At 65.1% G+C, this 24,948-nt stretch carries 22 protein-coding genes; 7 read left to right on the top strand and 15 right to left on the bottom strand.

All coding sequences use genetic code 11. From position 1 onward, the window contains the following. Positions 1-154: 154 nt before the first annotated feature. Together BMX85_RS24640 and BMX85_RS24635 are read left to right on the top strand one after the other, a co-directional pair. Complete coding sequence (locus tag BMX85_RS24640) at positions 155-1,411, top strand: glycosyl hydrolase (protein WP_177196878.1); 1,257 nt, start codon at positions 155-157, stop codon at positions 1,409-1,411. A 74-nt stretch (positions 1,412-1,485) separates the two neighbouring features. Further along, on the top strand, positions 1,486-2,760 hold the full coding sequence (locus tag BMX85_RS24635) for a M28 family peptidase (RefSeq protein WP_090325131.1): 1,275 nt from the start codon (positions 1,486-1,488) through the stop codon (positions 2,758-2,760). 67 nt (positions 2,761-2,827) lie between these two features. Here BMX85_RS24635 and BMX85_RS24630 read toward each other — a convergent pair whose 3' ends face one another. Then, a complete protein-coding gene (locus tag BMX85_RS24630; protein ID WP_090325129.1) occupies positions 2,828-3,703 on the bottom strand; it encodes a LysR substrate-binding domain-containing protein in 876 nt (291 codons plus the stop codon). 108 nt (positions 3,704-3,811) lie between these two features. Between BMX85_RS24630 and BMX85_RS24625 the strand changes: the two genes are divergently transcribed. Beyond that, entirely contained in the window at positions 3,812-4,213 is a 402-nt protein-coding gene (locus tag BMX85_RS24625) for a tautomerase family protein (RefSeq protein WP_373924109.1), read from the top strand. After that, positions 4,210-4,773 carry a DUF4865 family protein gene (locus BMX85_RS24620; RefSeq protein ID WP_090325122.1) on the top strand — a complete coding sequence of 188 codons (564 nt, stop codon included), beginning with the start codon at positions 4,210-4,212 and terminating at the stop codon, positions 4,771-4,773. Before BMX85_RS24625 ends, BMX85_RS24620 begins: the two co-directional genes overlap by 4 nt. On the opposite strand, the gene BMX85_RS31455 is transcribed toward BMX85_RS24620, so the two are convergent. From BMX85_RS31455 to leuS, 12 genes are all read right to left on the bottom strand, one after another. Then, a complete protein-coding gene (locus BMX85_RS31455) occupies positions 4,774-6,342 on the bottom strand; it encodes an SEC-C metal-binding domain-containing protein (RefSeq protein WP_090325119.1) in 1,569 nt (522 codons plus the stop codon). 95 nt (positions 6,343-6,437) lie between these two features. Beyond that, the gene (locus BMX85_RS24610) at positions 6,438-8,033 is read right to left on the bottom strand and encodes an SEL1-like repeat protein (protein WP_090325116.1); all 1,596 of its coding nucleotides are present in this window, start codon (positions 8,031-8,033) and stop codon (positions 6,438-6,440) included. A 17-nt stretch (positions 8,034-8,050) separates the two neighbouring features. Further along, the gene (locus tag BMX85_RS24605; protein WP_090325431.1) at positions 8,051-10,351 is read right to left on the bottom strand and encodes an EAL domain-containing protein; all 2,301 of its coding nucleotides are present in this window, start codon (positions 10,349-10,351) and stop codon (positions 8,051-8,053) included. 7 nt (positions 10,352-10,358) lie between these two features. Then, on the bottom strand, positions 10,359-12,458 hold the full coding sequence (locus BMX85_RS24600; protein ID WP_090325430.1) for an HDOD domain-containing protein: 2,100 nt from the start codon (positions 12,456-12,458) through the stop codon (positions 10,359-10,361). A 279-nt stretch (positions 12,459-12,737) separates the two neighbouring features. Continuing rightward, positions 12,738-14,015, bottom strand: coding sequence for a multidrug effflux MFS transporter (locus tag BMX85_RS24595; protein ID WP_090325113.1), 1,278 nt, complete (start codon positions 14,013-14,015; stop codon positions 12,738-12,740). A gap of 14 nt (positions 14,016-14,029) precedes the next feature. Continuing rightward, positions 14,030-15,232: a THUMP domain-containing class I SAM-dependent RNA methyltransferase gene (locus tag BMX85_RS24590; RefSeq protein ID WP_373924107.1), complete on the bottom strand. Its 1,203-nt coding sequence runs from the start codon at positions 15,230-15,232 to the stop codon at positions 14,030-14,032. A gap of 82 nt (positions 15,233-15,314) precedes the next feature. Then, on the bottom strand, positions 15,315-15,917 hold the full coding sequence (locus tag BMX85_RS24585; RefSeq protein ID WP_090325108.1) for a 2-hydroxychromene-2-carboxylate isomerase: 603 nt from the start codon (positions 15,915-15,917) through the stop codon (positions 15,315-15,317). Positions 15,918-15,927: 10 nt separating this feature from the next. Next, a complete protein-coding gene (locus tag BMX85_RS24580) occupies positions 15,928-16,344 on the bottom strand; it encodes a CopD family protein (RefSeq protein WP_090325105.1) in 417 nt (138 codons plus the stop codon). A 9-nt stretch (positions 16,345-16,353) separates the two neighbouring features. Then, positions 16,354-17,625, bottom strand: coding sequence for a glutamate-5-semialdehyde dehydrogenase (locus BMX85_RS24575; protein WP_090325428.1), 1,272 nt, complete (start codon positions 17,623-17,625; stop codon positions 16,354-16,356). A 41-nt stretch (positions 17,626-17,666) separates the two neighbouring features. Further along, a complete protein-coding gene (gene holA, locus BMX85_RS24570; RefSeq protein ID WP_090325103.1) occupies positions 17,667-18,683 on the bottom strand; it encodes a DNA polymerase III subunit delta in 1,017 nt (338 codons plus the stop codon). A 9-nt stretch (positions 18,684-18,692) separates the two neighbouring features. Further along, positions 18,693-19,307, bottom strand: coding sequence for an LPS-assembly lipoprotein LptE (lptE, locus tag BMX85_RS24565; RefSeq protein ID WP_090325101.1), 615 nt, complete (start codon positions 19,305-19,307; stop codon positions 18,693-18,695). Positions 19,308-19,338: 31 nt separating this feature from the next. Beyond that, positions 19,339-21,981, bottom strand: a complete 2,643-nt coding sequence (leuS, locus tag BMX85_RS24560) for a leucine--tRNA ligase (RefSeq protein ID WP_090325098.1) — start codon at positions 21,979-21,981, stop codon at positions 19,339-19,341. A gap of 120 nt (positions 21,982-22,101) precedes the next feature. On the opposite strand from leuS, the gene BMX85_RS24555 reads away from it, so the two are divergent. The 3 genes from BMX85_RS24555 (at position 22,102) to map (ending at position 24,183) form a co-directional block, all read left to right on the top strand. After that, on the top strand, positions 22,102-22,866 hold the full coding sequence (locus BMX85_RS24555; protein WP_090325095.1) for a helix-turn-helix domain-containing protein: 765 nt from the start codon (positions 22,102-22,104) through the stop codon (positions 22,864-22,866). Positions 22,867-22,949: 83 nt separating this feature from the next. Further along, positions 22,950-23,315 (top strand): VOC family protein, encoded by a 366-nt coding sequence (locus tag BMX85_RS24550; protein ID WP_090325092.1) that lies wholly within the window; start codon positions 22,950-22,952, stop codon positions 23,313-23,315. A gap of 58 nt (positions 23,316-23,373) precedes the next feature. Continuing rightward, entirely contained in the window at positions 23,374-24,183 is an 810-nt protein-coding gene (gene map / locus BMX85_RS24545) for a type I methionyl aminopeptidase (protein ID WP_090325089.1), read from the top strand. Positions 24,184-24,189: 6 nt separating this feature from the next. Here the strand turns inward: map and BMX85_RS24540 are convergent, their stop codons facing one another. Then, positions 24,190-24,516: a barstar family protein gene (locus BMX85_RS24540; RefSeq protein WP_090325086.1), complete on the bottom strand. Its 327-nt coding sequence runs from the start codon at positions 24,514-24,516 to the stop codon at positions 24,190-24,192. Then, the gene (locus tag BMX85_RS24535) at positions 24,516-24,944 is read right to left on the bottom strand and encodes an ExbD/TolR family protein (RefSeq protein ID WP_090325084.1); all 429 of its coding nucleotides are present in this window, start codon (positions 24,942-24,944) and stop codon (positions 24,516-24,518) included. Before BMX85_RS24535 ends, BMX85_RS24540 begins: the two co-directional genes overlap by 1 nt. Positions 24,945-24,948 lie beyond the last annotated feature (4 nt).

Raw genomic sequence — 24,948 nt, 5'->3', positions numbered from 1 at the left:
GTACCGCGTGGCGCTACCGCCGGCACAGCAATGCGCCGCGCGTTAAACAGGAACGTCATTCCGGCTAAACAACCGGCCAAAAACCTATCCAGGTTGAAATGCCCCCAGCGCGCGGCTACATTGTGGGCTGACCACTCAAACAACAGGATCTTCGATGCCAACTTCCGCCACCGCGGCCATCAAACTGCTCGCCCTGTCGGCGATGCTGACCTTGTCGGGCGTCGCCACCGCTGCGGAAAGCTGCACGATCAACGGCAAATCCTGGCGCCTGTGCGGCAGCGACGACGGCCGCTGGGCGTTCGAGCAAGGCCGATATTGCGTGGCGCGCAATTTCTGTCCGGACAACCGCACCGGCGCGCCCACCCTCGCCACGCGCAACGCTCCCGTCGATCCGGACGCCAACGCCAAAACCCGCGCCATCTATACCTGGCTGCGCGGCATCTGGGGCAAAAGCATCATCGCCGGACAGGCGGACCTGTCTTGGAACGATTCCATCGACATGGCCGAACGCGTCAACGCGGACACCGGCAAATATCCGGCGCTGATGGGCTTTGATTTCATGGACTACGGCATGACCGGGCCGTCGCTGTCGGGCCAGCGCCAGACCGAGGAGGCGATCGCCTTCGCCAACAAGGGCGGCCTGGTGACGTTCCACTGGCACTGGCGCGATCCATCGCTGTTGAAGACCGCGCAAGTCAACCAGGCGCGCTTTTACGTCCACGAGCCGGACGCCAGCAAGAACACCGCGTTCACGATTCCGGTGGCGAACGGCGCGCTGGACACCGCCAGCCCGGCCTACCGACAGATCAACGACGGCATCGACCTGGTGGCGGTGCAGCTCAAGCGCCTGTCCGACGCCAACGTGACGGTGCTGTGGCGCCCGCTGCACGAAGCCTCCGGCAACGACGGCAAAGGCTGGTTCTGGTGGGGCCGCGCGCGCGCCGACGGCGTGCCGCAGGCCTACGCCAACATCCTGCTGTGGCGCCACATGTACGACCGCCTGGTCAAGATGCACGGCATCCACAATCTGATCTGGGTATGGAACGGCCAGGACCCGGCCTGGTATCCCGGCGACGACGTGGTCGATATCACCAGCTTCGATATCTACGACGACACCGACAACAAGACCTACGGCTCGCAGATCACGAAGTACCGGCAAACCGCGCAAGTCTCGGCCGAGAAAAAACCGATCGCGCTGAGCGAGAACAGCTACATCCCGGACCCGGACAAGATGCGCGCCGACGGCGCGGCGTGGCTGTGGTTCATGACCTGGAACGACGGCGGCGGCCCGGCCGGCGTGAGCTCGCCCAACAATTTCTGGACCGGCGAACACTTCAACACCAGCGCCCACAAGCGCAAGGTGTACAACCATCCGGATGTGATCACGCTGGACAGGCTGCCCCGGTTCTAAAGAGAGATAACTTCTCAAATCCTGCGGTGTGATGCAGAATGACAGAGCTTATTGACCCTGCCGAGAGGAAATCCATGAAACCAGTAGTAGCATTGAGCCTGGCGCTGGCCTGCGCCGGCTGCGCCGCCCAAGCCCAGGCTCCGGCCCCCGCACCGTTGGCGGCCGCCGCCGACCCGATCTCCTCGCTGGTGGGCCAGCTCGATCTGGAAAAATACAAGGCCACCATCAAGAGCCTGACCAAGTTCGGCGACCGTCGCCAGGGGACGGAACGCAACCGCCAGGCGCTCGACTGGATCGAGGCGCAACTGAAGTCCTACGGCTGCACCAACACCGAACGCCTGCAATACCAGTACACGCAAGCGGCACCCGGCGATCCGGCGCCCAAGCGCGCGCCCGGCATTCCGAGCGGCGGCGCCGGCGGCCCGCCGGGCCAGGGTGGCAGCACCTTGTTCGGCAACCGCATCGCCACCGGCGTCAACAACGACCCGATGGCCCAGCCCGACGAGAAACTGCGCGCGCTGAACTCGGAACTGACGCCGGTCGGCACCTCGCAGCGCGAGAACGTCTACTGCACCAAGGTCGGCAGCCAGCATCCGGAGGAAATGTACATCGTCAGCGCGCACATGGACGGCATCGGCTTCGGCGAGGCGGCCAACGACGACGGCTCCGGCACCGCGCTGGTGATGGAACTGGCGCGCATCTTCAGCGCGCCCGGCGTCGAGACCGACCGTTCGATTCGCTTCATCTTGTGGAACAACGAGGAAAGCGGCTTGAACGGCGCGACCGCCTACGTCAACCAGCGCAAGGATTTGCAGGGAATCGAATCGCCCAAGGGATCGGGCAAGTATCCCGAGCCTAAATGGCTGGGCATGATCCAGCACGACATGATGCTGTTCGACCACGGCATGCCGTTCCAGAAGATCGACGGCTACGGCAAGCCGGTGGTCGACGAGCAGGGCAAGCCGGTGTTCGTGGCGCCGCCCGAGCAGCGCCTGGAGGCCGACGTCAACATCGAATACCAGTCGGTGTCGAAGCAGGCCGACGCCTCGGCCAAGCTGGCGTGGGCCTTCCGCGCCGCCAACGACAAGTACGCGACCCGCTATCCGGCCAGCGTCGGCTTCCACATGACCAACACCGATTCGACGCCGTTCATGGACCTGGTGCCGTCGATTTCGCTGCGCGAGAACGAGCGCGGCCAGCAGATCGGTTCCGGCTGGGACCCGCACTGGCACCAGCCGACCGACCTGTACGCCAACTTCTCGGACAAGGACTTCCTGCTGGGCCTGAACGCGGCGCAGACCACGCTCGCGGGCGTGGCCAAGCTGGCCGGGCTGCGGATCAAGAAGTAGACCACGTAATCACGCATGGCCGATTACGGCGTTTCGCCTGATCCGCCACGCGTGGCTCCGGTGGGCATCAGCCCAACGCCGGGGCCACCGCCTCCAGCACGATCTCGCGCAGCCTTTGCGCCACCGGCTTGAGCTGCGCTTCCGATTGCAGCAGGCTCAGGCCGATGTGCGGCAGCGGCGGCAGCGCCGACGCCTCCAGCAGCCTCACTCCGGCCGGCATGCCGACCGCCGTGCGCACCGTCACGCCCAAGCCGGCCGCGACCGCCGCCCAGATGCCCGACAGGCTGGTGCTGGTGAAAGCGATGCGCCAGGCGATGCCGGCCCGGTCCAGCGCATCGATCGCCGCCGACCGCATCAGACAAGGCGCGTCGAGCATCACCAGCGGCAGCGGCGTGTTGGCATCGTGCGCCGGCAGCCCGCCGTGCGCGCCGGCCAGCCAACGCATCGGCAGTTGCCCCAGCCGATGCGCGTAGGGCCAGTCGCCGGCCCGGTCCCAGGCCAGCGCCAGATCGAGCTGGCCATTGCCCACCTGTTCGATCAAATGCGCGTTGCGCCCGACCCGCGCCTCGATGCTGACCTGCGCGTGCGCGCGGGCGAAGCGGCCCAGCACCTCGGTCAGCAGATGTTCGCCGAAGTCCTGCTGCATGCCGAGCCGGACGGTGCCCGCCAGATCGGCGCCGCGCAACGCCGTCAGCGCCTCGTCGTTCAGTTCGAGCAGGCGGCGCGCGTAAGCCAGCAAGGTCTCGCCCGCCGACGTGAGCTCCATGCCGCGCCCGGCCTTGCGCAGCACCGGCGCGTCGAGCTGGTCCTCCAGTTTCTTCAACTGCGCGCTGACGGCCGAGGTGGACCGCCCCAACCGGTCGGCCGCCTTGGCGAAGCTGCCCAGCTCGACGCCGGTGACGAAGGTGCGCAGCACATCGAGGTCGAACGTGATTCTCCGCATAACCATCCCGATTTATTGAACTATCGATCAAAATATTCCTGATTTTCAGTACTAAGTTAATCCGGTATCTTGACGCTGTCAATCAAACAAACGGAGGCCACAATGCCCATGAGCCGCATCTCCCTGCTGAAAGGGAAATCCCCCGACTACCTGCGCGCGCTCGGCGACAGCCTGCACGCCGCCATGGTGGAGGCGTTCAACGTGCCGCCCACCGACCGCTTCCAGATCATCCACCAGCACCAGCCGGACGAACTGATTTTCGACCGCGATTACGAGAGCGGGGGCGGCCCGCGCTCGGACGACTTCGTGCTGATCGCGATCACCGCCGGCAAGCCGCGCGCCACCGAAATCAAACAGGCCTTCTACCGCCGCCTGGTCGAACGCCTGGCCGAGGCCCCGGGCATCGATCCGAAGGATGTGATGGTGGTCATCACCACCACGCTCGGCGACGAGTGGTCATTCGGCGGCGGCGCGCCGGCGGCGCCGTTGCTGCGGGGAGCGGCATCATGATCGCGATGCAGTACAGCTTCGTGCTGCCGGCCGATTACGATATGGCGATCGTGCGCGAGCGCATCGCCGCCAAAGGGCCGCTGCTGGACGATTTGCCGGGACTGGCGTTCAAGGCCTACCTGTACGCGCAGCATGGCGAATCGTCCGAGAACCTGTACGCGCCCTTCTACCTGTGGCGCGACGGGGAGTCGATGCATGGCTTTCTGAACGGTCCCGGATTCGCCGGCGTGGCGCGGGCCTTCGGCTGGCCGTCGGTACGGACCTGGACGCCGTGGCACGCCAGTGTCGGCGACGAGGTGCGCGCGGCGCGGCATGCGACGCGCAGCGTGCGGAGCATCGCGCCGTACAGCGATCTGGCAGCGTTGCGCGAACGCGAGGAGGACTGGGCGAACGAGGCGCGCGAACGCGGCGCGCTCGCGGTGGTGGCCGGTTTCGAGCCGGGGACATGGACGGTGGTGCGGTTTAGTCTGTGGCGCGATGCGCAAGCAACCGGCATCACAGCCGCGGAGCAGCATTACCGGGTCGGCCACATGTCCGCGAACAGCGTCCCAGCGGCTTGACTATGCGCCGCAGCAGGCCTTGTACTTCTTGCCGCTACCGCAGGAGCAAGGCTCGTTGCGGCCGACTTTTTCATTGGCGATGCGTTGCTGGACGGCCGGTGGCGGCGCGCTTGTCTCTTCCTCAGCGTTGCCGCTTTTGATTCGCGACAACGAAATCGCGTTCGTGACGAAATCACGCATGCGCTGTTCGCGGTTCGTGCAAGGCCGTCCCTGATCGTCGAACAACAGGCGCGTCAGCGCAAAACTCTCCAGCTGTTCAGCGGACATGCGGGCGCGTGACGCCATCAGCTTATTGATTAAAGCCGGCGCCATCCGGAACGCGTGATTGGCGGTCGCCTCGTCCCTGTCGCCGACCGCGATCTCGAAGGCTTTCTGCATCAGCGCGAGCGCTTCGATCCATTTGCCCGGTTCTTCCCGCGACTGATACAGGTCGGCAAGGTCCAGGTGGGCCTGATTAACACTAGGCATGGCGCGTTGCAGCAGTTCTTCCGCTCGCGAGAATCCTCCCGGCAATGACCCATTGCGTATCAGGACGCCAACCGCGCGCTGGGCGATGTGCAGGCCCGCATCGCTCGCCAGTTGTAGCCAGGCGAGCGCCGCCGGTTCGTCGGCCGCCACCCCTTCGCCATGATACAAAGCCTGCCCCGCCTGGTATTGGCCGATGGGGTAGCCGGCTTCGGCGGCGCGCAAGGTCAGATCGAATGCCGTCTTGACGTTGGCCGCCACGCCCAGCCCTTCCCGATGAATCGTCGACAGCAGCACCAGCGCAAGCGGATGGTCTTCGGCGGCCGCGCGCTCCAGATAGTTCCTGGCCAGATCGAGGTCGACCGGTTCCTCGTGCAGGCCCAACAGCGCAGAACGGCCGCACCAGGCCAGCGCGTCGATGTCGCCGTCCTGGCAGGCCAGCGCGATCAACTGGACGCCGCGCCCGATATGCTCGGTTCCGTTTTTTCCCTCTGACAACGCCAGCCCGTATTGGTAGCGTGCCGGCGGGTAGCCGGCATCGCTGGCGTAGCGAAGCAGGTCCAGCGCCCGTTCCGTCGTCGGGGAGTTGGACGCCGACTGCTTCAGCAGCAGCATCGCGGCCCGGAACTGGTCCGTCGGACGGCTTTCGAACAGCGCCCGGTAGCACACCGCGCTCAGTTCGTCCGGGCTTTCATCGACGATGACATAGTCGGGTACCTGGGCGCCGCGATTTTTCTGACGGAAGACAACCTCAATCAGCGCCATCACGTCGACCAGCGCCTGCCTGGCGATGGCCTGTAGCTGGGCCTCGCTGCGCAGGCTCTCTTCCGGATGCGCGGCCGAATTCCCCCAGCGGCGTAATTTATGCAGCAGTTCCTGAATGTCCGGGTTGATCAAATGCGCCTTGACGAGCACATTGATCTTGCCCTCCAAGCCCAGCTTCCAATCGCTGTCGTACGGGTAAAGCATGTCGCAGCATAAACTGGCAAGCGCCCGCGTCTGAATCAGCGCGTGTGCCGGGAATTGATGCTGGCTGCGTTTGGCGATGCCGTATAACGATGCGATGCGGGCGGAGACAAGCTCGGCGAATTCGAGGTCGTTCATGGTCCTTGTGATCAAAGTCTTGGTCGCCGAGCGCCAACATTCGGGCCAATATAGCACAGCCACATCGCGTGCCGTCCAACCTTGTCGACGCGGATTTACGAGAGGTGCGGCGCCTGCAAGCGCTGGCGGGCCTGCGCCAGCTGTTCGCCGTCCATGCGCGCGGCGGCCGTCTTCAAATAGCGCTCGGCGGCGCCGAAGCCGCCGCGTTCCGCCATCGCCAGCCATAGCCACGCCTGCGCGACATCGGCGCGCACGCCCTGCCCCACCAGATACATCAAGCCGAGGTTGAACTGGGCGCGCAAGTGCCCCTGCGCGGCCGCCTGCGAATACCAGTGGTGGGCCCGCGCGTAATCCTGCGGCATGCCCTGGCCGTTGTCGCAGCGCAGGCCGAGCGCGAACTGCGCCAGCGTATGTCCCTGCGCCGCCGCCTTCGCATACCAGCCGTTGGCCTGCGCGCTGTCCGGCTGCGGTCCCTCGTCGTTATCGAACAGCAGCGCCAGGTTGTACTGCGCCGCCGCGTAATCCTGCTCGGCCGCGCGGCGGTACCACAGCATCGCGTTGCGCAAATCGCGCGGCACGCCGCGTCCCGTTTCGTAACGCAGGCCCAGATCGAACTGCGCCCGCAGGTGGCCCTGGTCGGCCGCCTTGCGATACCAGAAAATCGCTTCCTGATGGTCCATCGGCACGCCGTGGCCGGCGTCGTACAACAGGCCCAGATGGTACTGCGCGCCGGGATAGCCCTGCTCCGCCGCCTTGCGGTACCAGCTTTGCGCCTGATCGTAATCCTGCGGCACGCCCTGGCCATGGTCGTAGCGCAGCCCCAGATTGTTCTGCGCCCCGGCGTGCCCCTGCTCGGCGGCCTTGCGGTACCAGTCCAGCGCCTTCTGCTCGTCGCGCGGCACGCCCTGGCCGTTGTCGTAGATCAGACCCAGGTTGAACTGCGAGCTGGCGTGGTCCTGTTCCGCCGCGCGGCGGTACCACAGGATCGCCTTCTGGCTGTCCTGCGCGATGCCGTCGCCCTTGTCGAAGCGCAGCGCCAGATTGAACTGCGCCGGCGCGTAGCCCTGGTCGGCCGCCTTGCGGTACCACGACATCGCCTGGCCCACATCCTGCGGCACGCCCTGGCCGTTGTCGTAGCGCAGGCCGAGGTTGAACTGCGCGCGCGCATAACCCTGCTCGGCCGCCTTGCGGTACCAGGCGATGGCTTGCCTGAAATCCTGCGGCACGCCCTTGCCGGTGTCGTACATCATGCCCAGGTTGTTTTGCGCGCCGGCGTCGCCCTGCTCGGCGGCCTTGCTGAACCAGTGCATGGCTTTCTGCGTGTCCGCCTCCAGGCCCTGGCCCTTGGCGTACAGCCAACCCAGGTTGTACTGGGCGGCGGCGTAGCCCTGCTCGGCGGCCAGCTTGTACCAGGCCGCCGCCTCCTCGTAATTCTGCTCGACGCCCTGGCCCTTCTGGAACATCACGCCCAGGTTGTACTGCGCGTGCTCCAGTCCCTGCATGGCCGCCTGGCGATACCAGACCACCGCCAGCTCGTAGCTTTGCGCCACGCCCTGGCCGTTGAAGTACATAAAGCCCAGGCTATGCTGGGCGTTGGCGATACCACGTTCGGCTTGCTGCTTCACGCGCAGGAATTCGGCTGTGTAGGTGCCTTTATTGGCATCGGGTCCGTCAGGCGTGTATTTCGTCATGCTGCTTCGCTGATTGTTCAAGCCTGGATTGCGACCATGGCCGGTTGAATGTCTGTGGTTGGCGCCGGGTGGGGGTTGTGGGCGCTGGCGGCGTTGGACGGCTGCGAGGGAGTTGCCCACAAGCGGTTCTGGTCCTGCAGTACGTCGATGAAACTGAGCAGCGAGATCGGGCGGTGGTAGAAATAGCCCTGCATCGTGGTGCAGCCGTTGGCCTGCAGGTAGCGCGCCTGCACGTCGGTCTCCACGCCTTCGGCCACCAGGTGCAGGCCAAGCCCGCGCGCGATCGAGATGATCGCCAGGATCACCGGATAGTGGCCGTTCTCGTCGTGGATCTCCTTGACGAACGACTGGTCGATCTTGATCGTGTGGATCGGGAAGCGGTGCAGATACGACAGCGACGAATAGCCGGTGCCGAAATCGTCGATCGCCACCGACACGCCCAGCTGGCAAAGCTTGTTCAACTGTTCGATCGCGTACTGCGGATTGCGGATGCAGATGTTCTCGGTGATCTCGACCTCGATCTGCGCCGGCGAGATGCCATAGCGCGTCAGCGCGCCGCGCATCTTCTCGAAGAAGTCGCCGCGGTCCAGATATTGCGGCGACAGGTTCAGCGACAGGCGGATCGCCTCGCCGCCGGCGGCGTTCCATTGCAGCAGGTCGCGGCACAAGGCGCCCAGCATCCAGTCGGAGATCGGCAGCATCAAGCCGTTTTCCTCGGCGAACGGCAGGAACTCGCCGGCCGACAGCAGCCCGCGCTGCGGATGGTTCCAGCGCATCAGGCCCTCGGCGCCGATGATGCGGCCGGTGGCGACGTCGAGCTGCGGCTGGTAGTACATTTCCAGCTCGTTGAGCTCCAGCGCCTTGCGCAGGCTTTGCTCGAGCGCGATCTTCTGGTGCGACACGTCGAGCATCGAGTCGTGATAGAAGCTGTGGCCGTTCTTGCCCAGCGCCTTGACCTGGTACATGGCGATGTCCGCGTGGCGCAGCAGCTCGTCGATGGTCTCGCCGTCGTTCGGGTAGATGGCGATGCCGATCGAGGCGGAGATGTGCACCTGGTGGCCATCGAGGTCGAACGGCTCGTGCAGGCTTTCCAGGAACTTGTCGGCGATCGACTTGGCGTCCTGGCGGTCGCGCAGCTCCGGCAGCACGATGGTGAATTCGTCGCCGCCCTGGCGCGCCAGCGTGTCGCCCCGCCGCAGGCAGGTTTTCAGGCGCTGCGAGACCTGCTGCAGCAGCTCGTCGCCCTTGACGTGGCCCAGCGTATCGTTGACCAGCTTGAAGCGGTCCAGGTCGATGAACATCACCGCCAGCTCGGTCAGTTTGCGCTTGGCCTGGATCACCGCCAGGCCCAGACGGTCCTTGAACAGCATGCGGTTCGGCAGGTCGGTCAGGATGTCGTGGTAGGCCTGGTAGGAGATCACTTCCTCGGCGCGCTTGCGGTCGGTGATGTCGCGCGCGACGCCGTAGGTGCCGAAGAATTCGTGCCGCTTGACGCCCTGGTCGGGGACATGCATGCCGATGGCGTTGAGCGAAATCGTCATCAAGGTGTTGTTGAAGGTGCGCTCGATGCCGGCGCCGGTGTTGCACTTGAGGCGCAGCTCGACGTTGCGCGAGGCCCGTTCGTCGACGCGGCGCTCGTTGAAGGCGTAGCGGGCGCGCTCCTGGTCCTCGTCGTGCACCAGCATCGAGTAATGCTTGCCGATCAGCTCTTCGCGGGTGAAACCGAGCAGCTGCTGCACGCGGTCGTTGATGAAGGTGAACTTGCCTTCGTGGTTGAGCGTGTAGATGATGTCCGGCGAGCTGTCGACCAGGTAGCGGTACATCTTCTCCGAGTTTTCCAGCTTGGAGGCGATGCGCTCGTTGTCGACCGCCAGGCGGCGCTTTTGCAGCGCGTTCTCCACCGTCTTGAGCAGCTCCTCGCGGCTGTACGGCTTGCGCAGGTAGTCGTAGGCGCCGCGTTTGAGCGCGCCGATGGCGGCGTCGATGCCGACCTCCCCGCTCATGACGATGACGTCGCCGTCGATGCCCTTGGCGTTGATGAAGTCCATGATCTCGTGGCCGCTCATGTCGGGCAGGCGCAGGTCGAGCAGGATCAGGTCGAATTTCAGTTTGGTCAGCTGGGCCAGCGCCTCGCTGCCGCAGGTGGCGGTCACCAGGTGGTAGTCGCGGTCGCGCAGCAGCTCGTACAACGACGACAGCAGGCGCGGTTCGTCGTCCACCAGCAGGATGCGGGGCCAATGATCGGCGGCGTGGGCGACGGGGGTTGGGTCGTCCGAACTCGTTTCTGGGGCGGCGTAGCCGGCGGGAGTCAGGTTCATCATGGCCTTAAACTGAATCCATCAACCGCGTTTGCACGCCGCCGACGGGACTGGGACTGCTACGCGCGGGCAGCAAAATTTCGAAAGTGGTTCCCGCTTTGCCGGAACGGCAGGTGATCAGGCCCTGCATCTTCTTCACCAGGCCGTGGACGATGGACAGGCCCAGGCCATGGTGCGGGCCTTCCTTGGTGCTGCGCACCTGCGAGAACAGGTTGGCCAGCACCTCGGCCGACAGCCCCGGGCCGGTGTCGCCGACGACCAGCTCCAGATACAGCTTGCGCTCGCGGTTGACGTGGCCGCGGTTGGCGATTTCGATCTTGCCGCCGTCGGGCATGGCCTCGACCGCGTTCTTGATCAGGTTGACCAGGATCTGCTTGAGCAGGTCGGCGTCGCCCTCGATGTCGGCCGGCTCCTCCTGCATGCGCACGACGATCTGCACCGACGCCGGCACGAAGTCGGTGGCGCGGAACAGGCGCAGCACGTCGTCGACCACGCGCGCGACATCGGTGGCGCGCGTGGTCTCGGTCGGCTGCAGGTCGGCCAGGCCGTTGATCAATTGTCCGACGCGGTCGATCTCCTCGTTCAGGATCGACATCTCGCCGACCACCGGCTCGCGCCTGGCCAGCTTGCTGTCCAGGACCGACAGGTAGTTCTTGATGATCGACAGCGGGTTGTTCACCTCGTGCACCACGCGGCGCGACGCCTCGCGGTACTCCTCGGCGACATGGGCGATCTGGCGCTTGGCGTGACCGCGCTCGCTGATGGCCGTCTCCAGCGCGGCCGCCGCCTGCGTGCCGAACGACTGCAGGAAGCGCGCGCGCTTCTGGTAGCTGGCCATCTGCCAGGCCGGCGCGCCGCCGATCAAGACGCCGAGGCAGCGCTGGTTGGCCACCAGCGGCAGGCATACCATGCTCTCGCTGCCGAGGATGCGGAACAACTGGTCTTCGGCCACGCTCAACGGCGGCTGTTGCTGGCCGTCGCGGCTGATGATCGCCAGCTTGCGTTCCAGCGCGCACGCGGCCACCACGCCGCCCTTGTTGAGCGGGATGATGAATTCGGAAAAACGCAGCTGCTGGTCGCCGGTGGCGGTGCCGTGCAGCGCGTGGCCGGTCGGGTTCTCCAGCAGCACCAGCGCGTTCTCGAAATCGAACAGGATGCGCGCCGAACGCGTCATCGATTCGAGCAGGCCGGCCTCGCCGTTCTGGCGCGCGAACGACTGGCCCATCTCGGACACCAGCACCATGTTGCGCACTTCCTCGGACAAGCGCTGCTGCACCGGATCGACCACCGGCGGCGCGTACGCGGCCGGCACCGGCACGTCGTCGACGCCGGCCAGGTCGATGCCGAGGTAATCGGCCGACTTTCCCACCTGGCGCGCGGCGTTGTTGACGATTTGCTCGAGCACTTCGCCATCGAGTCCGCACAGATGGGCGCCGCTCTCGATCGCCTCGTGCTGGTCGTCGTGGCAGCACAACAGGTGCGCCAGGCGCACGATGCGGATCAAGGGATGCGACGACTCCAGGCGCGCCAGCGGCTCGTGGTGATACAGCACGCTGTCGGCCAGGAACGAGTCCAGGTGCCAGCGCTCGATCAGCCACGCGCCCGCCTCCGCGTGCGTGATCTGCAGGGTGCGCTGCTCGACGGCGCACAGGTCCTCGTCGTCGCGCGCCATGAAGTTGAAGCCGTATTCCTTGGGCGCGGTCGCCAGCAGCGCCAGGCGGCCGACGTTGTGCAGCAGGCCGGCCAGGTAGGCCTCCTCGACCTGCGGGTACTCCATCTTGCGGGCGATGTCGCGCGCGATGACGGCCGTCGTCAGCGAGCCTTTCCAGAAACCGCGCAAGTCGGTGCTGCCGGAATGGGGGAAGCTGTTAAAGGTCTGGAACACCGATTCGCTGATCACCAGCGTCTTGATCATGTCGGTGCCGAGCGACACCAGCGACTGTTCTAGCCCCACGGTGCGGGCGTTGCGGTGGAAGGCCGAGCTGTTGGCGACGGTGAGGATCTTGCTGGTCATCGCCGCGTCCTTGGCGATCAATGCGGCGAGCTCCGGCATGCCGGCGTCGTCCGCCTGCAAGTGCTCGATCAACTTAATGAGTATCTGCGGCATGGCCGGCAGACGGGCAATCAGCAATCGATTGCGAATGTCATGGTCAGGTTGATGCATCGTATCCAGCTTTGCCGCCAGTGGTCGTCGAATAAGGGGGGTACTCAACGGCTCAGTACCGCAAATTAGTTATTTCTTCATCAGTAATTCAGGCAGGTTCGAGGCTTGAAATTACGTTTGGAAAAGTTATATTAGCATAAAGTATCATGATAACTTGGCAGCTATCAAGCAGATATCGATCTTTCCACCTAAACTAATTACATTTCCTCACGTAAACAAGTGTTAACCCGGATGGCGTAGAAGCATGCGCCGGTAATGACGCGACGTCAACCATAAAACGAGAGCAGAGGCACTAAAACCCAGCTGTCCGGCGGCTAGCCAGAGCACCGAGTGTGATAGAAACGGCGCGATCACGCCCGCCACGAGCGCCCCCAGCAGCGTCAGCGCGAACGATTGGCACGAGGCCACGGTGCCGCGGATGTGGGGAAACAGGTCCATCGCCAGCAGGGTGGCGGCGGGCGCCACGACCGACATGCCGAAGTTGTAAAAAAGCAGCGGCGCGACCGACCAGGGCAGCGCCGGCGGAAACAACAGATGGTACGACACGTTCAGCACCGGGGCCGCGATCAGGAAACAGAATCCGATGCCGATCTGTCGCGAAAATGTCATTCTTCCGGCCATGCGGTTGGCCGCCAGCGCGCCCAGGAAGATCCCCGACACCGCCGGAATGAACAGCCAGCCGAATTGCGACGGCCCCAGGCCGAGGTGCTTGGGCAGGAATTCCGGCGCCGCCGCGATGTAGACGAACAGGCCGGCGAAGTTGAGCGCCACCACGCCGGACTTCATCAGGAACAGCGGCGAGCTCAGGATGTCGCCGTAGTTGCGCGCCAGGTAACGCGGGTTGAACGGCTGGCGCCTGTGCGGCGGCAGCGTCTCCGGCAGGCGCCGGTAGCAGTAGATGAACAGCAGGATCGTGTAGGCCAGCAGCGACAGGAAGATCGCGCGCCAGTCGAACAAGGTGACGATCCAGCCGCCCAGGATGGGCGCGATGGCCGGCGCGATCGAGAAGATCATCGTCACCAGCGACAGCAGGCGGGCGGCGGCGGCATCGTCGTACAGGTCGCGGATGATGGCGCGCCCCACCACCACCCCGGCGCCGGCCGACACGCCCTGCATGATGCGGAACACCCACAGGTAATGCACCGTGTGCGCCGAGGCGCAGCCCAAGGTGCCGATGGCGAACATCACCAGCGACACCAGCACCACGTTGCGGCGCCCGAAGGCGTCCGCCAGCGCGCCGTGCCACAACACCATGGCGGCGAAGGCCAGCATGTAGAACGTCAGGCTTTGCTGCACTTCGAGCGGGGTGGCGCCCAGCGAGGCCTGGATGTTGGGGAAGGCCGGCAGGTAGGCGTCGATCGAGAATGGCCCCAGCATCGACATCGCCGCCAGCATGGTCGCCAGCCCCGCCGCGCTGAGCACCTTCATGTGCGACGGCGGCGGCGGCGGGATGTCCTCGACAGGATCGGGCGGGAGATTGGCGGGAGGTGTCGGGAACATCGGCGCGGCCTTTTTTAGACTTCTTTGGGCTTGGCGGCTTCGCGGCGGTTGAAGCCCGCCACCATGTCGAAGCGGAACAGACGGCATTCGAGCGCGCCGTTGAAGAACGGCGTCTTGCGCGATTCCTTCAAGCGCAGCATCTTCGGCAGGCCCAGGTCGGCGGTGAACAGGAACACCGTCCAGCCGGCGAAGCGCTGCTTGAGCGTGGTGCTCAGCGCCGAATAGAAGCCGCTGGCCAGTTCGTCCTCCGGCAGCGAGCTGTCGCCGCGCACGCCGATGCGCTCGCCGTACGGGGGATTGGTCAGCAGGATGCCCGGCTGCTCGGTCGGCGCCTTCACTTCCTGCGCCTCGATCTGCTTGAGCGGCACGTCGAACATGATGCCGGCGCATTTCAGGTTATGACGGGTCATCGCCACCATGTCGCCCGAGATGTCGGAGCCGAAGATGGTCGGCGATGCCGGCAGCGGATTGGCCTTGATCGAATTCTTCATGTCGTTCCACGGCGCCGGATCGAAGTCGTTGAAGGCCTCGAAGGCGAAACGGCGGCGCGCGCCCGGCGGGATGCCCTGCACCATCTGCGCCGCTTCGCACAGGATGGTGCCGGAGCCGCACATCGGATCGAACAGCGGCATGCCCGGCTTCCAGCCGGACACGCGCAGCAGGCCGGCGGCCAGGTTCTCGCGCAGCGGCGCGTCGCCGGTTTCCTCGCGCCAGCCGCGCTTGAACAGCGCCTCGCCCGAGGTGTCCAGATAGATGATGAACTGGCGCGCGTCGAGGAAGCCGACGATGCGCATGTCCGGTTCCTTGGTGTCGACCGAAGGACGCTTGTCGAACTGGTCGCGGAAGCGGTCGCAGATCGCGTCCTTGATCTTCAGCGTCGTGAACTCCAGGCTTTTCAGCGGCGATTTGACGGCGGTGACGTCGACGCGGATCGTGTGGTCATAGGTGAACCAGTCTTCCCACTGCTGCGCCAGCACCAGGTCGTAGATGTCGTTCTCGTTCTGGTAGCCGGTGACGGCCATGCGCATCAGCACGCGCGAGGCGATGCGCGAGTGCAGGTTGATGCGGTAGGAGTCGAGCAGGTCGCCGGAGCAGTGCACGCCGCCGGGGACCTGGTTGTGCACCTTCATGGTGGTGCTCAGGAGGGCGATTTCGCCCAGTTCTTCGGCCAGTGCCGCTTCCATGCCGCGCGGGCATGGGCAAAAATAGGATGCCATAGGTGTACCTTTTGTCCGTTGAAAAACCAAAACTCGTTGCTGCGTTGCTGCGTTACCGCGTACTTTTAACTGCTTTACTTCGTTACTTCTGCATGGCGCGCTCGAGGAAGTCCAGGCGGTCCTGGCCCCAGAAGCTTTCGCCATCGAGCACGTACCACGGCGAGCCGAATACATTGGCGGCGGTGGCGTCCTCGGTGTTGCGGTCGTACTCGGCCTGCACGCTGGCCGTCTCCGACGATTTGATCAGCGCGCGGCCATCGAGGTCGCAGCCGCCGGCGATCTGCGCCAGCGTGTCCTCGTCGCCGATGTTCTTCTCTTCGGCCCACAGGCCGCGCATGATGGCGCCGGCCAGTTCCAGCGCGACGTCGACGCCGTGCGTCAGGCGCGCGGCGATCACCATGCGGTTGGCCAGGTCGGGCGACACCGGGAAGAACTTCGGCTGCACGTTCATCGGCACGCCGAGGAACTCCGACCAGCGGGTCAGTTCGACCAGCCGGTAAGCCTGGCGCTGCGGCGCGCGCTTGGCCAGCGGCAGGCCGCCGGAGACGCCGAACACCTTGCCCAGGTCGAAAGGACGCACCTCGATCTGCACCGCGTTCCGGCGCGCCAGCGCGACAAAGCGCTCATGTCCCAGATAGGTCCACGGCGAATGGATGGCGAAAAAATACTGACAGACTTTGCTCATGATGCTCCGATCAGAAAGGTTTGACGACAACCAGGATGACGATGGCCAACAACATGAACACCGGTACTTCGTTAAACACGCGGAACCACTTGTGGCTGCGCGTGTTGACGCCTTTCTCGAACTTTTTCAGGATCGAACCGCAGGCGTGGTGATAGCCGACCACCAGCACCACCAGCAGCAGCTTGGCGTGCATCCAGCCGGGCATTTTCGCGCCATACTGCATGTAGACCAGGATCGCGCCGAACACCACCGCGAACACCGACAGCCACATCGAAAACCGGTACAACTTGCGCGCCATGAGCGTCAGGCGCTCGGTGGTGGCGGTATTGGTGTCCATCGCCAGGTTGACGAAGATGCGCGGCAGGTAGAACACGCCGGCCATCCAGCAGATGACGAAGAAAATGTGCAGCGCCTTAATCCAGAGCATAGCTATCCTTTATTGACGAACTTCACCGTGACCGAATACCACGTATTTCAACGACGTTAAACCTTCCAGGCCGACCGGGCCGCGCGCGTGCAGCTTGTCGTTCGAGATGCCGATTTCGGCGCCCAGGCCGTATTCGAAGCCGTCCGCGAAGCGCGTCGAGGCGTTGATCATCACCGACGCCGAATCGACTTCGCGCAGGAAGCGCATGGCGTCGCTGTGGTCCTCGGTGACGATCGATTCCGTGTGCTTGGACGAGTACTGGTTGATGTGCTCCATCGCCTGGTCGATGCCGTCGACGATCTTCACCGACAGGATCGCGGCCAGGTACTCGGTCGACCAGTCCTCCTCGGTGGCGGCGACCAGGTGCGGATAGCCGGCCGCCGACAGGATCGCCAGCGCTTCCGGATCGGCGCGCAGCTCGACCTGCCTGGTCGCGTACAGCGCGGCCAGTTGCGGCAGCACCGCCGGCGCGATCGCGCGCGCGACCAGCAGCGTTTCCATCGTGTTGCAGGTGCCGTAGCGGTGACACTTGGCGTTGAAGCCGATATCCACCGCCTTTTTCAAGTCGGCCTTGGCGTCGATGTAGACGTGGCAGATGCCGTCCAGGTGTTTGATCATCGGCACGGTCGCCTCTTCCATCAGCCGCGCGATCAGGCCCTTGCCGCCGCGCGGCACGATCACGTCCACGTACTGCGGCATGGTGATCAGCGCGCCGACGGCGGCGCGGTCGGTGGTGTCGACCACCTGCACGCCGTCCTCCGGCAGGCCGGCGCCGGCCAGCCCTTCCTTGACCAGCTTGGCCAGCGCGCGGTTGCAGTGGATCGCCTCCGAGCCGCCGCGCAGGATGGTGGCGTTGCCGCTCTTGATGCACAGGCCCGCCGCGTCGACGGTGACGTTGGGACGCGATTCGTAAATGATGCCGATCACGCCCAGCGGCACGCGCATCTGGCCGACCTGGATGCCCGACGGGCGGAATTTCAAACCGGAGATCTCGCCGATCGGATCGGGCAGCGCGACGATCTGGCGCAGGCCTTCGACCATCGTGGCGATGGCCTTGTCCGACAGCGCCAGGCGGTCCAGCATGGCCGGCGCCAGGCCGTTGGCGGCCGCCGCGTCCATGTCGAGCTGGTTGGCCGCGCGCAGCTGGTCGGCGTCGCGTTCGATGGCGTCGGCGATCAGCGTCAGCGCGCGGTTGCGCGTGGCGCTGTCGGCGCGGGCCATCGCGCGCGATGCCTTGCGCGCCTGCTGTCCCAGTTGCTCCATGTAGTGCTTGATATCCATGTTCATTCCACGATGTCCGTTACATTTTCAGGCGACAAACTTCAGCCGCGCGCCACTTTCAATGCCAGCTGCAGCATCGCGTCCCAGGCGTCGCCGTTGTGCGCCTTGGCGCGCAGGCCCTTGATCATCTTGTCCACCTGCGCCGCGTCCTTCATCGCCGCCTCCAGCGTCGGCAGCGAGATGCGGCGCAGCGCCGGGTCCATCATGCGCTCTTTCGGACCCCAGATGCGGTATTCCTTGAGCAGCGCGCCGAGCGGCCTGCCCTGCGCCATGCCCGACTTCAGTTTCAATAGCGTGCGGATCTCCTCCGACACCGCCCACAGCACCAGCGGCAGCGCCTCGCCCTCGCCTTTCAAGCCTTCGAGCATGCGCACCAGCCGCGCCGGATCGCCCGACAACATCGCTTCGCTGAGCTTGAAAACGTCGTAGCGCGCCACGTTGAGCACCGCGTCGTGCACCTGCTCGTAGGTCAGCTTGCCCGGCTCGTGCAGCAAGGCCAGCTTCTGGATCTCCTGGTGTGCCGCCAGCAGGTTGCCCTCGACGCGGTCGGCGATGAAGTCCACGCTCTGCCGGTCCGCGCTTTGCCCTTGCGCCGCCAGGCGCTGGCCTATCCAGTTGGGCAAATGGGCCCGTTCGATCTGCGCGATGTCGATGTACACCGCCGCCTGCTGCAGCGCGGCCACCCAGGCCGCCTTCTGCGTCTGCCAATCCAGCTTGGGCAGGGTGATCAGGGTCAGGTTGTCCGGACTCAGATCCTTGACGTAGTTCTGCAGCGCCGCGCCGCCGTCCTTGCCCGGTTTTCCGGTCGGGATGCGCAGCTCGATCAGCTTCTTATCGCCGAACAGCGACAGCGCCTGATTGGCCGCCAACAGCTCGCCCCACTTGAAGCTGCGCTCGACGGTCAGCACGTCGCGCTCCGAATAGCCCTGCGCGCGCGCGGCGCGGCGGATCTTGTCGGCCGCCTCCAGCGCCAGCAGATGCTCGTCGCTGGTGATGACGTACAACTGGGACAGGGACTTCGTCAAATGGCCGTCCAGCGCTTCCAACCGCAATTGCATAAAGCGCCCTTACAGGATCGGCACGGCCGGTGCCGATTGGGTCGGCGCCGGGTTCGGGGTGGACGCGGGCATCGACATGCGCGTCGTCTTGATGGCGGCGATCCGGCGCATCATCTGCTGTACCAGGTCGGTCTGCATGTCCTTGTACAGCAAGGCCTCTTCCTGCTCCTTGGCCAGCAACTGGGTTTCGTTGAAGTCGATCGGGCGGCTTAGCGCGATCGCCGTCGGTGGCAGCAGCACGGCGCCCTGCTTGTCCACCACGCGGAACACGATGCTGTACTGAAGCAGGTACTGCCGCACGCGGCCATTGCTGTTCAGCGACAGGATGGTCTTGGTCTTGGTGTGCTCCGGATTGGAGATCACCTCGACGATGCCGTCGGCCTCTTGCGCCGTCTTGACGACGGTGGTGCTGCCGTTGGCGTTGATGTTGCGCTTCAAATCGACCGCCAGCGGCGACGACTCCGGCAAGCCCACATACATCGTCGGGAACGGCAGCGTGTAGTGGCCGCCGTCGCCGCGCAGGTGGAAGCCGCACGCCGACACCGTCAGCGACACCGCCAGCACGAGGGCGCAAACGCGCGCGTGGGAGCGCGCGCGCTGGAACAACCGGGACCTGCTTGCCATGTTAGTCATCCGAGATCCGTCCGTTAAACCGTTAAACAACGATGTTGATCAATTTGCCCGGCACGACGATGATCTTCTTCGGCGCGCCCTCGATGAATTTCTGTACCGCTTCGCTGGCCAGCGCCGCCGCCTCGATGGTGGCCTTGTCGGCGCCCTTGGCGACGACCACGCTGCCGCGCAGTTTGCCGTTCACCTGGATCATCATCTCGATCTCGGCCTGCTCCAGCGCGGCCGGGTCGACTTGCGGCCACTGCGCGTTGAGGATGTCGCCATGCGCCTTGGCGTAGCCCAGCTCCTCCCACAGCACGTGGGTGATGTGCGGGGCGACGGGGTTCAGCAGGCGCAGGAAGATCGAGAAGCCCTCGGCCACCAGCGCGTTCGATTCGGCGCTGTCGTCCAGCTTTGCCGATTCGATCGTGTTGAGCATCTTCATGCAGGCCGAAACGACGGTGTTGTACTGGATGCGCTTGAGGTCATAGTCGGCCTGCTGCAGGATCTTGTGCAATTCGCGGCGCAGGGTTTTCTGCGGCTCGGTGGCGACCGGCGCGGCCGGCGCGTTCAAGGCCGCGCCGATGCGCGACGCTTGGGCGTAGCCGAACGCCCACACGCGGCGCAGGAAGCGGTTGGCGCCTTCGACGCCGCTGCCCGACCATTCCAGCGTTTGCTCCGGCGGCGAGGCGAACATCGTGAACAGGCGCGCGGTGTCGGCGCCGTACTGGCCGATCTGCGCGGCCGGGTCGATGCCGTTGTTCTTCGACTTCGACATCTTCTCGGTGCCGCCGATCTGCACCGGCTGGCCGTCGTCCTTCGACACGGCGCCTTGCGGGCGGCCCTTGTCGTCGAGCGTCACTTCGACATCGGCCGGATTGAACCAGGTCTTCTTGCCCGCCTGGTCCTCGCGGAAGTAGGTCTCGTTGAGCACCATGCCCTGCGTGAGCAGGTTGGTGAACGGCTCGTCGAACTTGACGATGCCGAAGTCGCGCATCACCTTGGTCCAGAAGCGCGCGTACAGCAGGTGCAGCACGGCGTGTTCGATGCCGCCGATGTACTGGTCCATCGGCATCCAGTAATCGTTGCGCTCATCGACCATGGACGAGTTGGCGCCCGGCGACGTATAGCGCATGTAGTACCACGACGAATCGACGAAGGTGTCCATGGTGTCGGTCTCGCGGCGCGCCGGCTTGCCGCACTGCGGGCAGTCGCACTTGAGGAAGGCTTCGTATTTGTTCAGCGGGTTGCCGCTGCCATCGGGTACGCAGTCTTCCGGCAGCACCACCGGCAGGTCTTTTTCCGGCACCGGCACCGAGCCGCAATCGGCGCAGTTGATCATCGGGATCGGCGTGCCCCAGTAGCGCTGGCGCGAGATGCCCCAGTCGCGCAGGCGGAAGGTGATCTTCTTCTCGCCCAGGCCCTTGGCGGCCATGTCGGCGGCCACCGCGTCGACGGCGTCGGCGTACGACAGGCCGTCGTACTTGCCCGAGTTGGTGACGACGGCGACGGCCTTGTCGCCATACCATTCCTGCCAGGCGTCGGTCGAGAAGACCTGGCCTTCAACCTGGATCACCTGCTTGATCGGCAGCGCGTATTTTTTGGCGAAGGCGAAATCGCGCTCGTCGTGCGCCGGCACGCCCATGACGGCGCCGTCGCCGTAGGTGATCAGGACGTAGTTGCCGACCCAGACCTCGACCTGCTCCCCGGTCAGCGGATGGGTGACGAACAGGCCGGTCGGCATGCCCTTCTTCTCCATCGTCGCCATGTCGGCCTCGATCACCGAGCCCAGTTTGCATTCGGCGTTGAAGGCGGCCAGTTCAGGGTTGGTCCGCGCGGCGTGGATCGCCAGCGGATGCTCGGCCGCCACGGCGCAGAAGGTCACGCCCATGATGGTGTCCGGGCGGGTGGTGAACACGTACATCTTGCCGTCCTGGATCAACTGGCCGTCGGCGTCCTTGATCTGGTGCGGGAAGGCGAAGCGCACGCCGGTCGACTTGCCGATCCAGTTGGCCTGCATGGTGCGCACGCGCTCCGGCCAGCCCGGCAGCTTGCTGTCGACGTGTTCGAGCAGCTCGTCGGCGTAGTCGGTGATGCGGGCGTAGTACATCGGGATCTCGCGCTTTTCGATCAGCGCGCCCGAACGCCAGCCGCGGCCGTCGATGACCTGCTCGTTGGCCAGCACGGTCTGGTCGATCGGGTCCCAGTTGACGGTGCCGGTCTTCTTGTAGATGATGCCCTTTTCGAGCATCTTCAGGAACATCCACTGGTTCCACTTGTAGTATTCCGGTTTGCAGGCGGTCATCTCGCGCGACCAGTCGACCGCCAGGCCCATCGACTCCATCTGCTCGCGCATGTGGGCGATGTTCGAATAGGTCCACTGCGCCGGCGGCACGTTGTTGGCCATCGCCGCGTTCTCCGCCGGCATGCCGAACGCGTCCCAGCCCATCGGCATCAGCACGTTGTAGCCGTTCATGCGCAGGTAGCGGTACATCACGTCGTTGATCGTATAGTTGCGCACGTGGCCCATGTGCAGCTTGCCCGACGGGTAAGGCAGCATCGAGCAGGCGTAGTACTTCCCTTTCGGGAAACGCGGGTCGTGCTCGACGGCCTTATAGGCGTCGATGGCCTTCCAGTGGGATTGCGCGGCGGATTCTACGTCGGCGGGACTATATTTATCTTGCATGATGGTGTGCAGCCGGCGTGGCCCGGCAAAAAGGAATATGAACCGGACATTATACTGGCTCAACCGCCTCCAGCGCACGAGAGTGGCCCCTCGGCGCCGTCCAGACGGTAAGATAACCGTATGCTTTACCGCGAATATCCTCCCCACCCGGCTTTAAGCGCCCATGTCGACTGCATGTGGACGGCGCGCGTGCCCGCCGTCGCGCCCGGACGCGCGCATACGCACCGGGTGCTGCCCGATAACTGCGTCGACATCCTGTGGCAGGACGGCGGGCGGCCGGCGTTCGCCGTCGGCATGATGAGCAGCGCCATCGTGGTGGCCAGCGCCGGGCCGGTGGGCACGGTGGCGGTGCGCTTCAAGCCGGGGGCGGCCGGGGCGTTCCTGGCCACGCCGCTGCACGCGCTGACCGATCAGCGGGCCGATATCGACCTGTTGTGGGGCCGCAGCGACGCCGACCGGCTGGCCGACGCGCTGTGGACGCGGGAACTGGACGACCGCGCACGCATTGCCTTGATTGAAACGCAGTTGCTGCGGCGGCTGCGCCATGCCGATTCGGCCGCCTGCAGCGGCGCGGCGCTGATCCGGCGCGCGCTCGGCGCCATCGACACCAGCGGCGGCGGCCTGCGGATCGACGAGTTGGCCGGGGAACTGGGCGTCTCGCGCCAGCATCTGGCGGCGCAGTTCCGCGCGCGGGTCGGGCTCTCGCCCAAGCTGTACGCGCGCATTTGCCGCTTCCGCCGGGCCACGGCGGCGCTAAAGGCGGCGGCGGCGCCGGATTGGGCGCGGCTGGCGCTCGACTGCGGCTACTTCGACCAGTCGCACCTGATCCACGATTTCCAGGAATTCGCCGGCAGCGCGCCGGAGCGCTTTTTAAGCGCCGCCTGAGGCATCACCTTCCATTTTTACAATCGGCGGCGCCGTATTTGTGCCAAGATGGTGTTTTAGACATCGTTACGGAGACTATCATCATGATCAAGGGACTGCGCACGCTGGTGTACCCGGTGGCCGATCTGGCGGCCGCCAAGCAGTGGTACGCCAAGGTGTTCGACACCGCGCCCTACTTCGACCAGCCATTTTATGTCGGCTTCAGCGTCGGCGGCTTTGAATTGGGATTGATACCGGATGGCCAGGCGGCCAGCGCCGGCGGCATGGCCTACTGGGGCGTCGACGACATCGAGGCCGAGGCCGACCGCATCGTCGGACTGGGCGCGACCATCCACGGCGCCATCCAGGACGTCGGCGAAAACATCAAAACGGTCGAGTTGGCGGACCCGTTCGGCAATTTGTTGTGCCTGATTTACAACCCGCATTTCGACCCGAAAGAGGTACGCTAGCGCATGGGGTTGGCGGTTTGTGGCAAACTACGCCCCTTCGAAAAGAAAGAGGTAGTCCATGTCCCGCCGTAACGCCAATATGATCAAGTCGCCCGAGCAAATCGTCATGGCGCGCGTCGCCGCCCAGCTGGCGGCCGACGTGCTGACGATGATCGGCCCGCACATCAAGGCCGGCGTGAGCACGGCCCACCTCGACCAGCTGTGCAACGACTACATCGTCAACGTGCAGCAGGTGATCCCGGCCAACGTCGGCTACGGCGGCTTCCCGGCCACCGTGTGCAGCTCGATCAACCACGTGGTCTGCCACGGCATCCCCTCGCCCGACGAAGTGCTCAAGGACGGCGACATCATCAACATCGACGTCGCCGTCATCAAGGATGGCTGGCACGGCGACACCAGCCGCATGTACTACGTCGGCGAGCCGTCGAAGGCGGCGCGCAAGCTGGTGGAGACCACCTACGCGGCGATGTGGGCCGGCATCCGCGCCGTCAAGCCGCGCGCCACCCTGGGCGACGTCGGTTTCGCGATCCAGACGGTGGCCGAGAAGGCCGGCTTCAGCGTGGTGCTCGATTATTGCGGCCACGGCATCGGCCAGGTCTACCACGAGGAGCCGCAGGTAACCCACTACGGCCGTCCGGGCCAGGGCGTGGTGCTCAAGCCGGGCATGCTGTTTACGATCGAGCCGATGATCAACGCCGGCCGCGCGGCGACGAAGGAGCTGGACGACGGCTGGACCGTCGAGACGCGCGACAAGTCCTTGTCGGCGCAATGGGAGCACATGGTGCTGGTGACCGAGACCGGATTCGAGGTGCTGACCCTGGCGCCCGGCGAGACCGGCGCCAAGGCGCAGATCCCGATCGTCGGTTAATTTGGATTACTTCAACGTCAGCTTCAAGGCCGGCTTCTCGCCGTAATCCTCGTACCGCTCGTTGATGCCGGCTACGCAGTACGTCACTTCTTCCAGGATGTCCGGCGCGGCCGCCTTCAGCGCGTCGGCGTCCTTGATGACGATCTCCAGCACCTCGTTGGGCTTGAGGCGGAATTTGCTCATGCCGTCGTCGTCGCGCAGATAACTCAGGCAATCGACCCACGCGTCCATCGTCGCGCCATACGTGTCGGGAAAGCCCAGCGCCGCCTTGCAGGCCGCGTGGAAGCTGGCCATGTCGGTGATCGCCGCGCCGTTCAATTCTGCGGTTGCCATTATTTCTCTTTCTTCGGGTCCGTAACGAACCCCAGTTTCGTTAATCCATTGGTCTGCGCCGCCGCCATCACCTGCGCCACCACTTCGTAGCGGGTATCCTTGTCGGCGCGCAGTTGCAGCTCCGGCTGCGGGTCCTGCCGCGCCGCTTCGACCAGGCGCGCCTCCAGCGCCTCCCGTTCGAGCGGCTCGTTGTTCCAGAAGATCTTGCCCTGGCCGTCGATGGCCAGGGTGACGGTGGCCGCCTCGGCCTGCGGCTGGCTGGCGGGCGCCTGCGCCTTCGGCAGGTCGAGCTTGACCGCGCTGGTGAACATCGGCGCGCCCAGGATGAAGATCACCAGCAGCACCAGCATGACGTCGACCATCGGCGTGACGTTGATGTCGGCCATCGGTCCCGGCTGGCGGTGGTGGTTGAAGGCGCCAAAGCTCATCGCT

The sequence above is a fragment of the Duganella sp. CF517 genome (genome assembly GCF_900110275.1).
Classification (GTDB): Bacteria; Pseudomonadota; Gammaproteobacteria; order Burkholderiales; family Burkholderiaceae_D; genus Rugamonas.
Note: the sequence above shows the minus strand (reverse complement) of the source record. Positions and strands in the feature narration are given on the sequence as shown.

Coding starts and splice junctions, on each gene's coding strand:
- BMX85_RS24635 (WP_090325131.1), top strand. CDS start 1,486: ATGAAACCAGTAGTAGCATTGAGCCTGGCGCTGGCCTGCGCCGGCTGC.
- BMX85_RS24580 (WP_090325105.1), bottom strand. CDS start 16,344: ATGCTCTGGATTAAGGCGCTGCACATTTTCTTCGTCATCTGCTGGATG.
- BMX85_RS24640 (WP_177196878.1), top strand. CDS start 155: ATGCCAACTTCCGCCACCGCGGCCATCAAACTGCTCGCCCTGTCGGCG.
- lptE (WP_090325101.1), bottom strand. CDS start 19,307: ATGGCAAGCAGGTCCCGGTTGTTCCAGCGCGCGCGCTCCCACGCGCGC.
- BMX85_RS24625 (WP_373924109.1), top strand. CDS start 3,812: ATGAGCCGCATCTCCCTGCTGAAAGGGAAATCCCCCGACTACCTGCGC.
- BMX85_RS24585 (WP_090325108.1), bottom strand. CDS start 15,917: ATGAGCAAAGTCTGTCAGTATTTTTTCGCCATCCATTCGCCGTGGACC.
- leuS (WP_090325098.1), bottom strand. CDS start 21,981: ATGCAAGATAAATATAGTCCCGCCGACGTAGAATCCGCCGCGCAATCC.
- BMX85_RS24630 (WP_090325129.1), bottom strand. CDS start 3,703: ATGCGGAGAATCACGTTCGACCTCGATGTGCTGCGCACCTTCGTCACC.
- BMX85_RS24550 (WP_090325092.1), top strand. CDS start 22,950: ATGATCAAGGGACTGCGCACGCTGGTGTACCCGGTGGCCGATCTGGCG.
- BMX85_RS24595 (WP_090325113.1), bottom strand. CDS start 14,015: ATGTTCCCGACACCTCCCGCCAATCTCCCGCCCGATCCTGTCGAGGAC.
- BMX85_RS24620 (WP_090325122.1), top strand. CDS start 4,210: ATGATCGCGATGCAGTACAGCTTCGTGCTGCCGGCCGATTACGATATG.
- BMX85_RS24590 (WP_373924107.1), bottom strand. CDS start 15,232: ATGGCATCCTATTTTTGCCCATGCCCGCGCGGCATGGAAGCGGCACTG.
- BMX85_RS31455 (WP_090325119.1), bottom strand. CDS start 6,342: ATGAACGACCTCGAATTCGCCGAGCTTGTCTCCGCCCGCATCGCATCG.
- holA (WP_090325103.1), bottom strand. CDS start 18,683: ATGCAATTGCGGTTGGAAGCGCTGGACGGCCATTTGACGAAGTCCCTG.
- BMX85_RS24540 (WP_090325086.1), bottom strand. CDS start 24,516: ATGGCAACCGCAGAATTGAACGGCGCGGCGATCACCGACATGGCCAGC.
- map (WP_090325089.1), top strand. CDS start 23,374: ATGTCCCGCCGTAACGCCAATATGATCAAGTCGCCCGAGCAAATCGTC.
- BMX85_RS24575 (WP_090325428.1), bottom strand. CDS start 17,625: ATGGATATCAAGCACTACATGGAGCAACTGGGACAGCAGGCGCGCAAG.
- BMX85_RS24605 (WP_090325431.1), bottom strand. CDS start 10,351: ATGAACCTGACTCCCGCCGGCTACGCCGCCCCAGAAACGAGTTCGGAC.
- BMX85_RS24610 (WP_090325116.1), bottom strand. CDS start 8,033: ATGACGAAATACACGCCTGACGGACCCGATGCCAATAAAGGCACCTAC.
- BMX85_RS24555 (WP_090325095.1), top strand. CDS start 22,102: ATGCTTTACCGCGAATATCCTCCCCACCCGGCTTTAAGCGCCCATGTC.
- BMX85_RS24535 (WP_090325084.1), bottom strand. CDS start 24,944: ATGAGCTTTGGCGCCTTCAACCACCACCGCCAGCCGGGACCGATGGCC.
- BMX85_RS24600 (WP_090325430.1), bottom strand. CDS start 12,458: ATGCCGCAGATACTCATTAAGTTGATCGAGCACTTGCAGGCGGACGAC.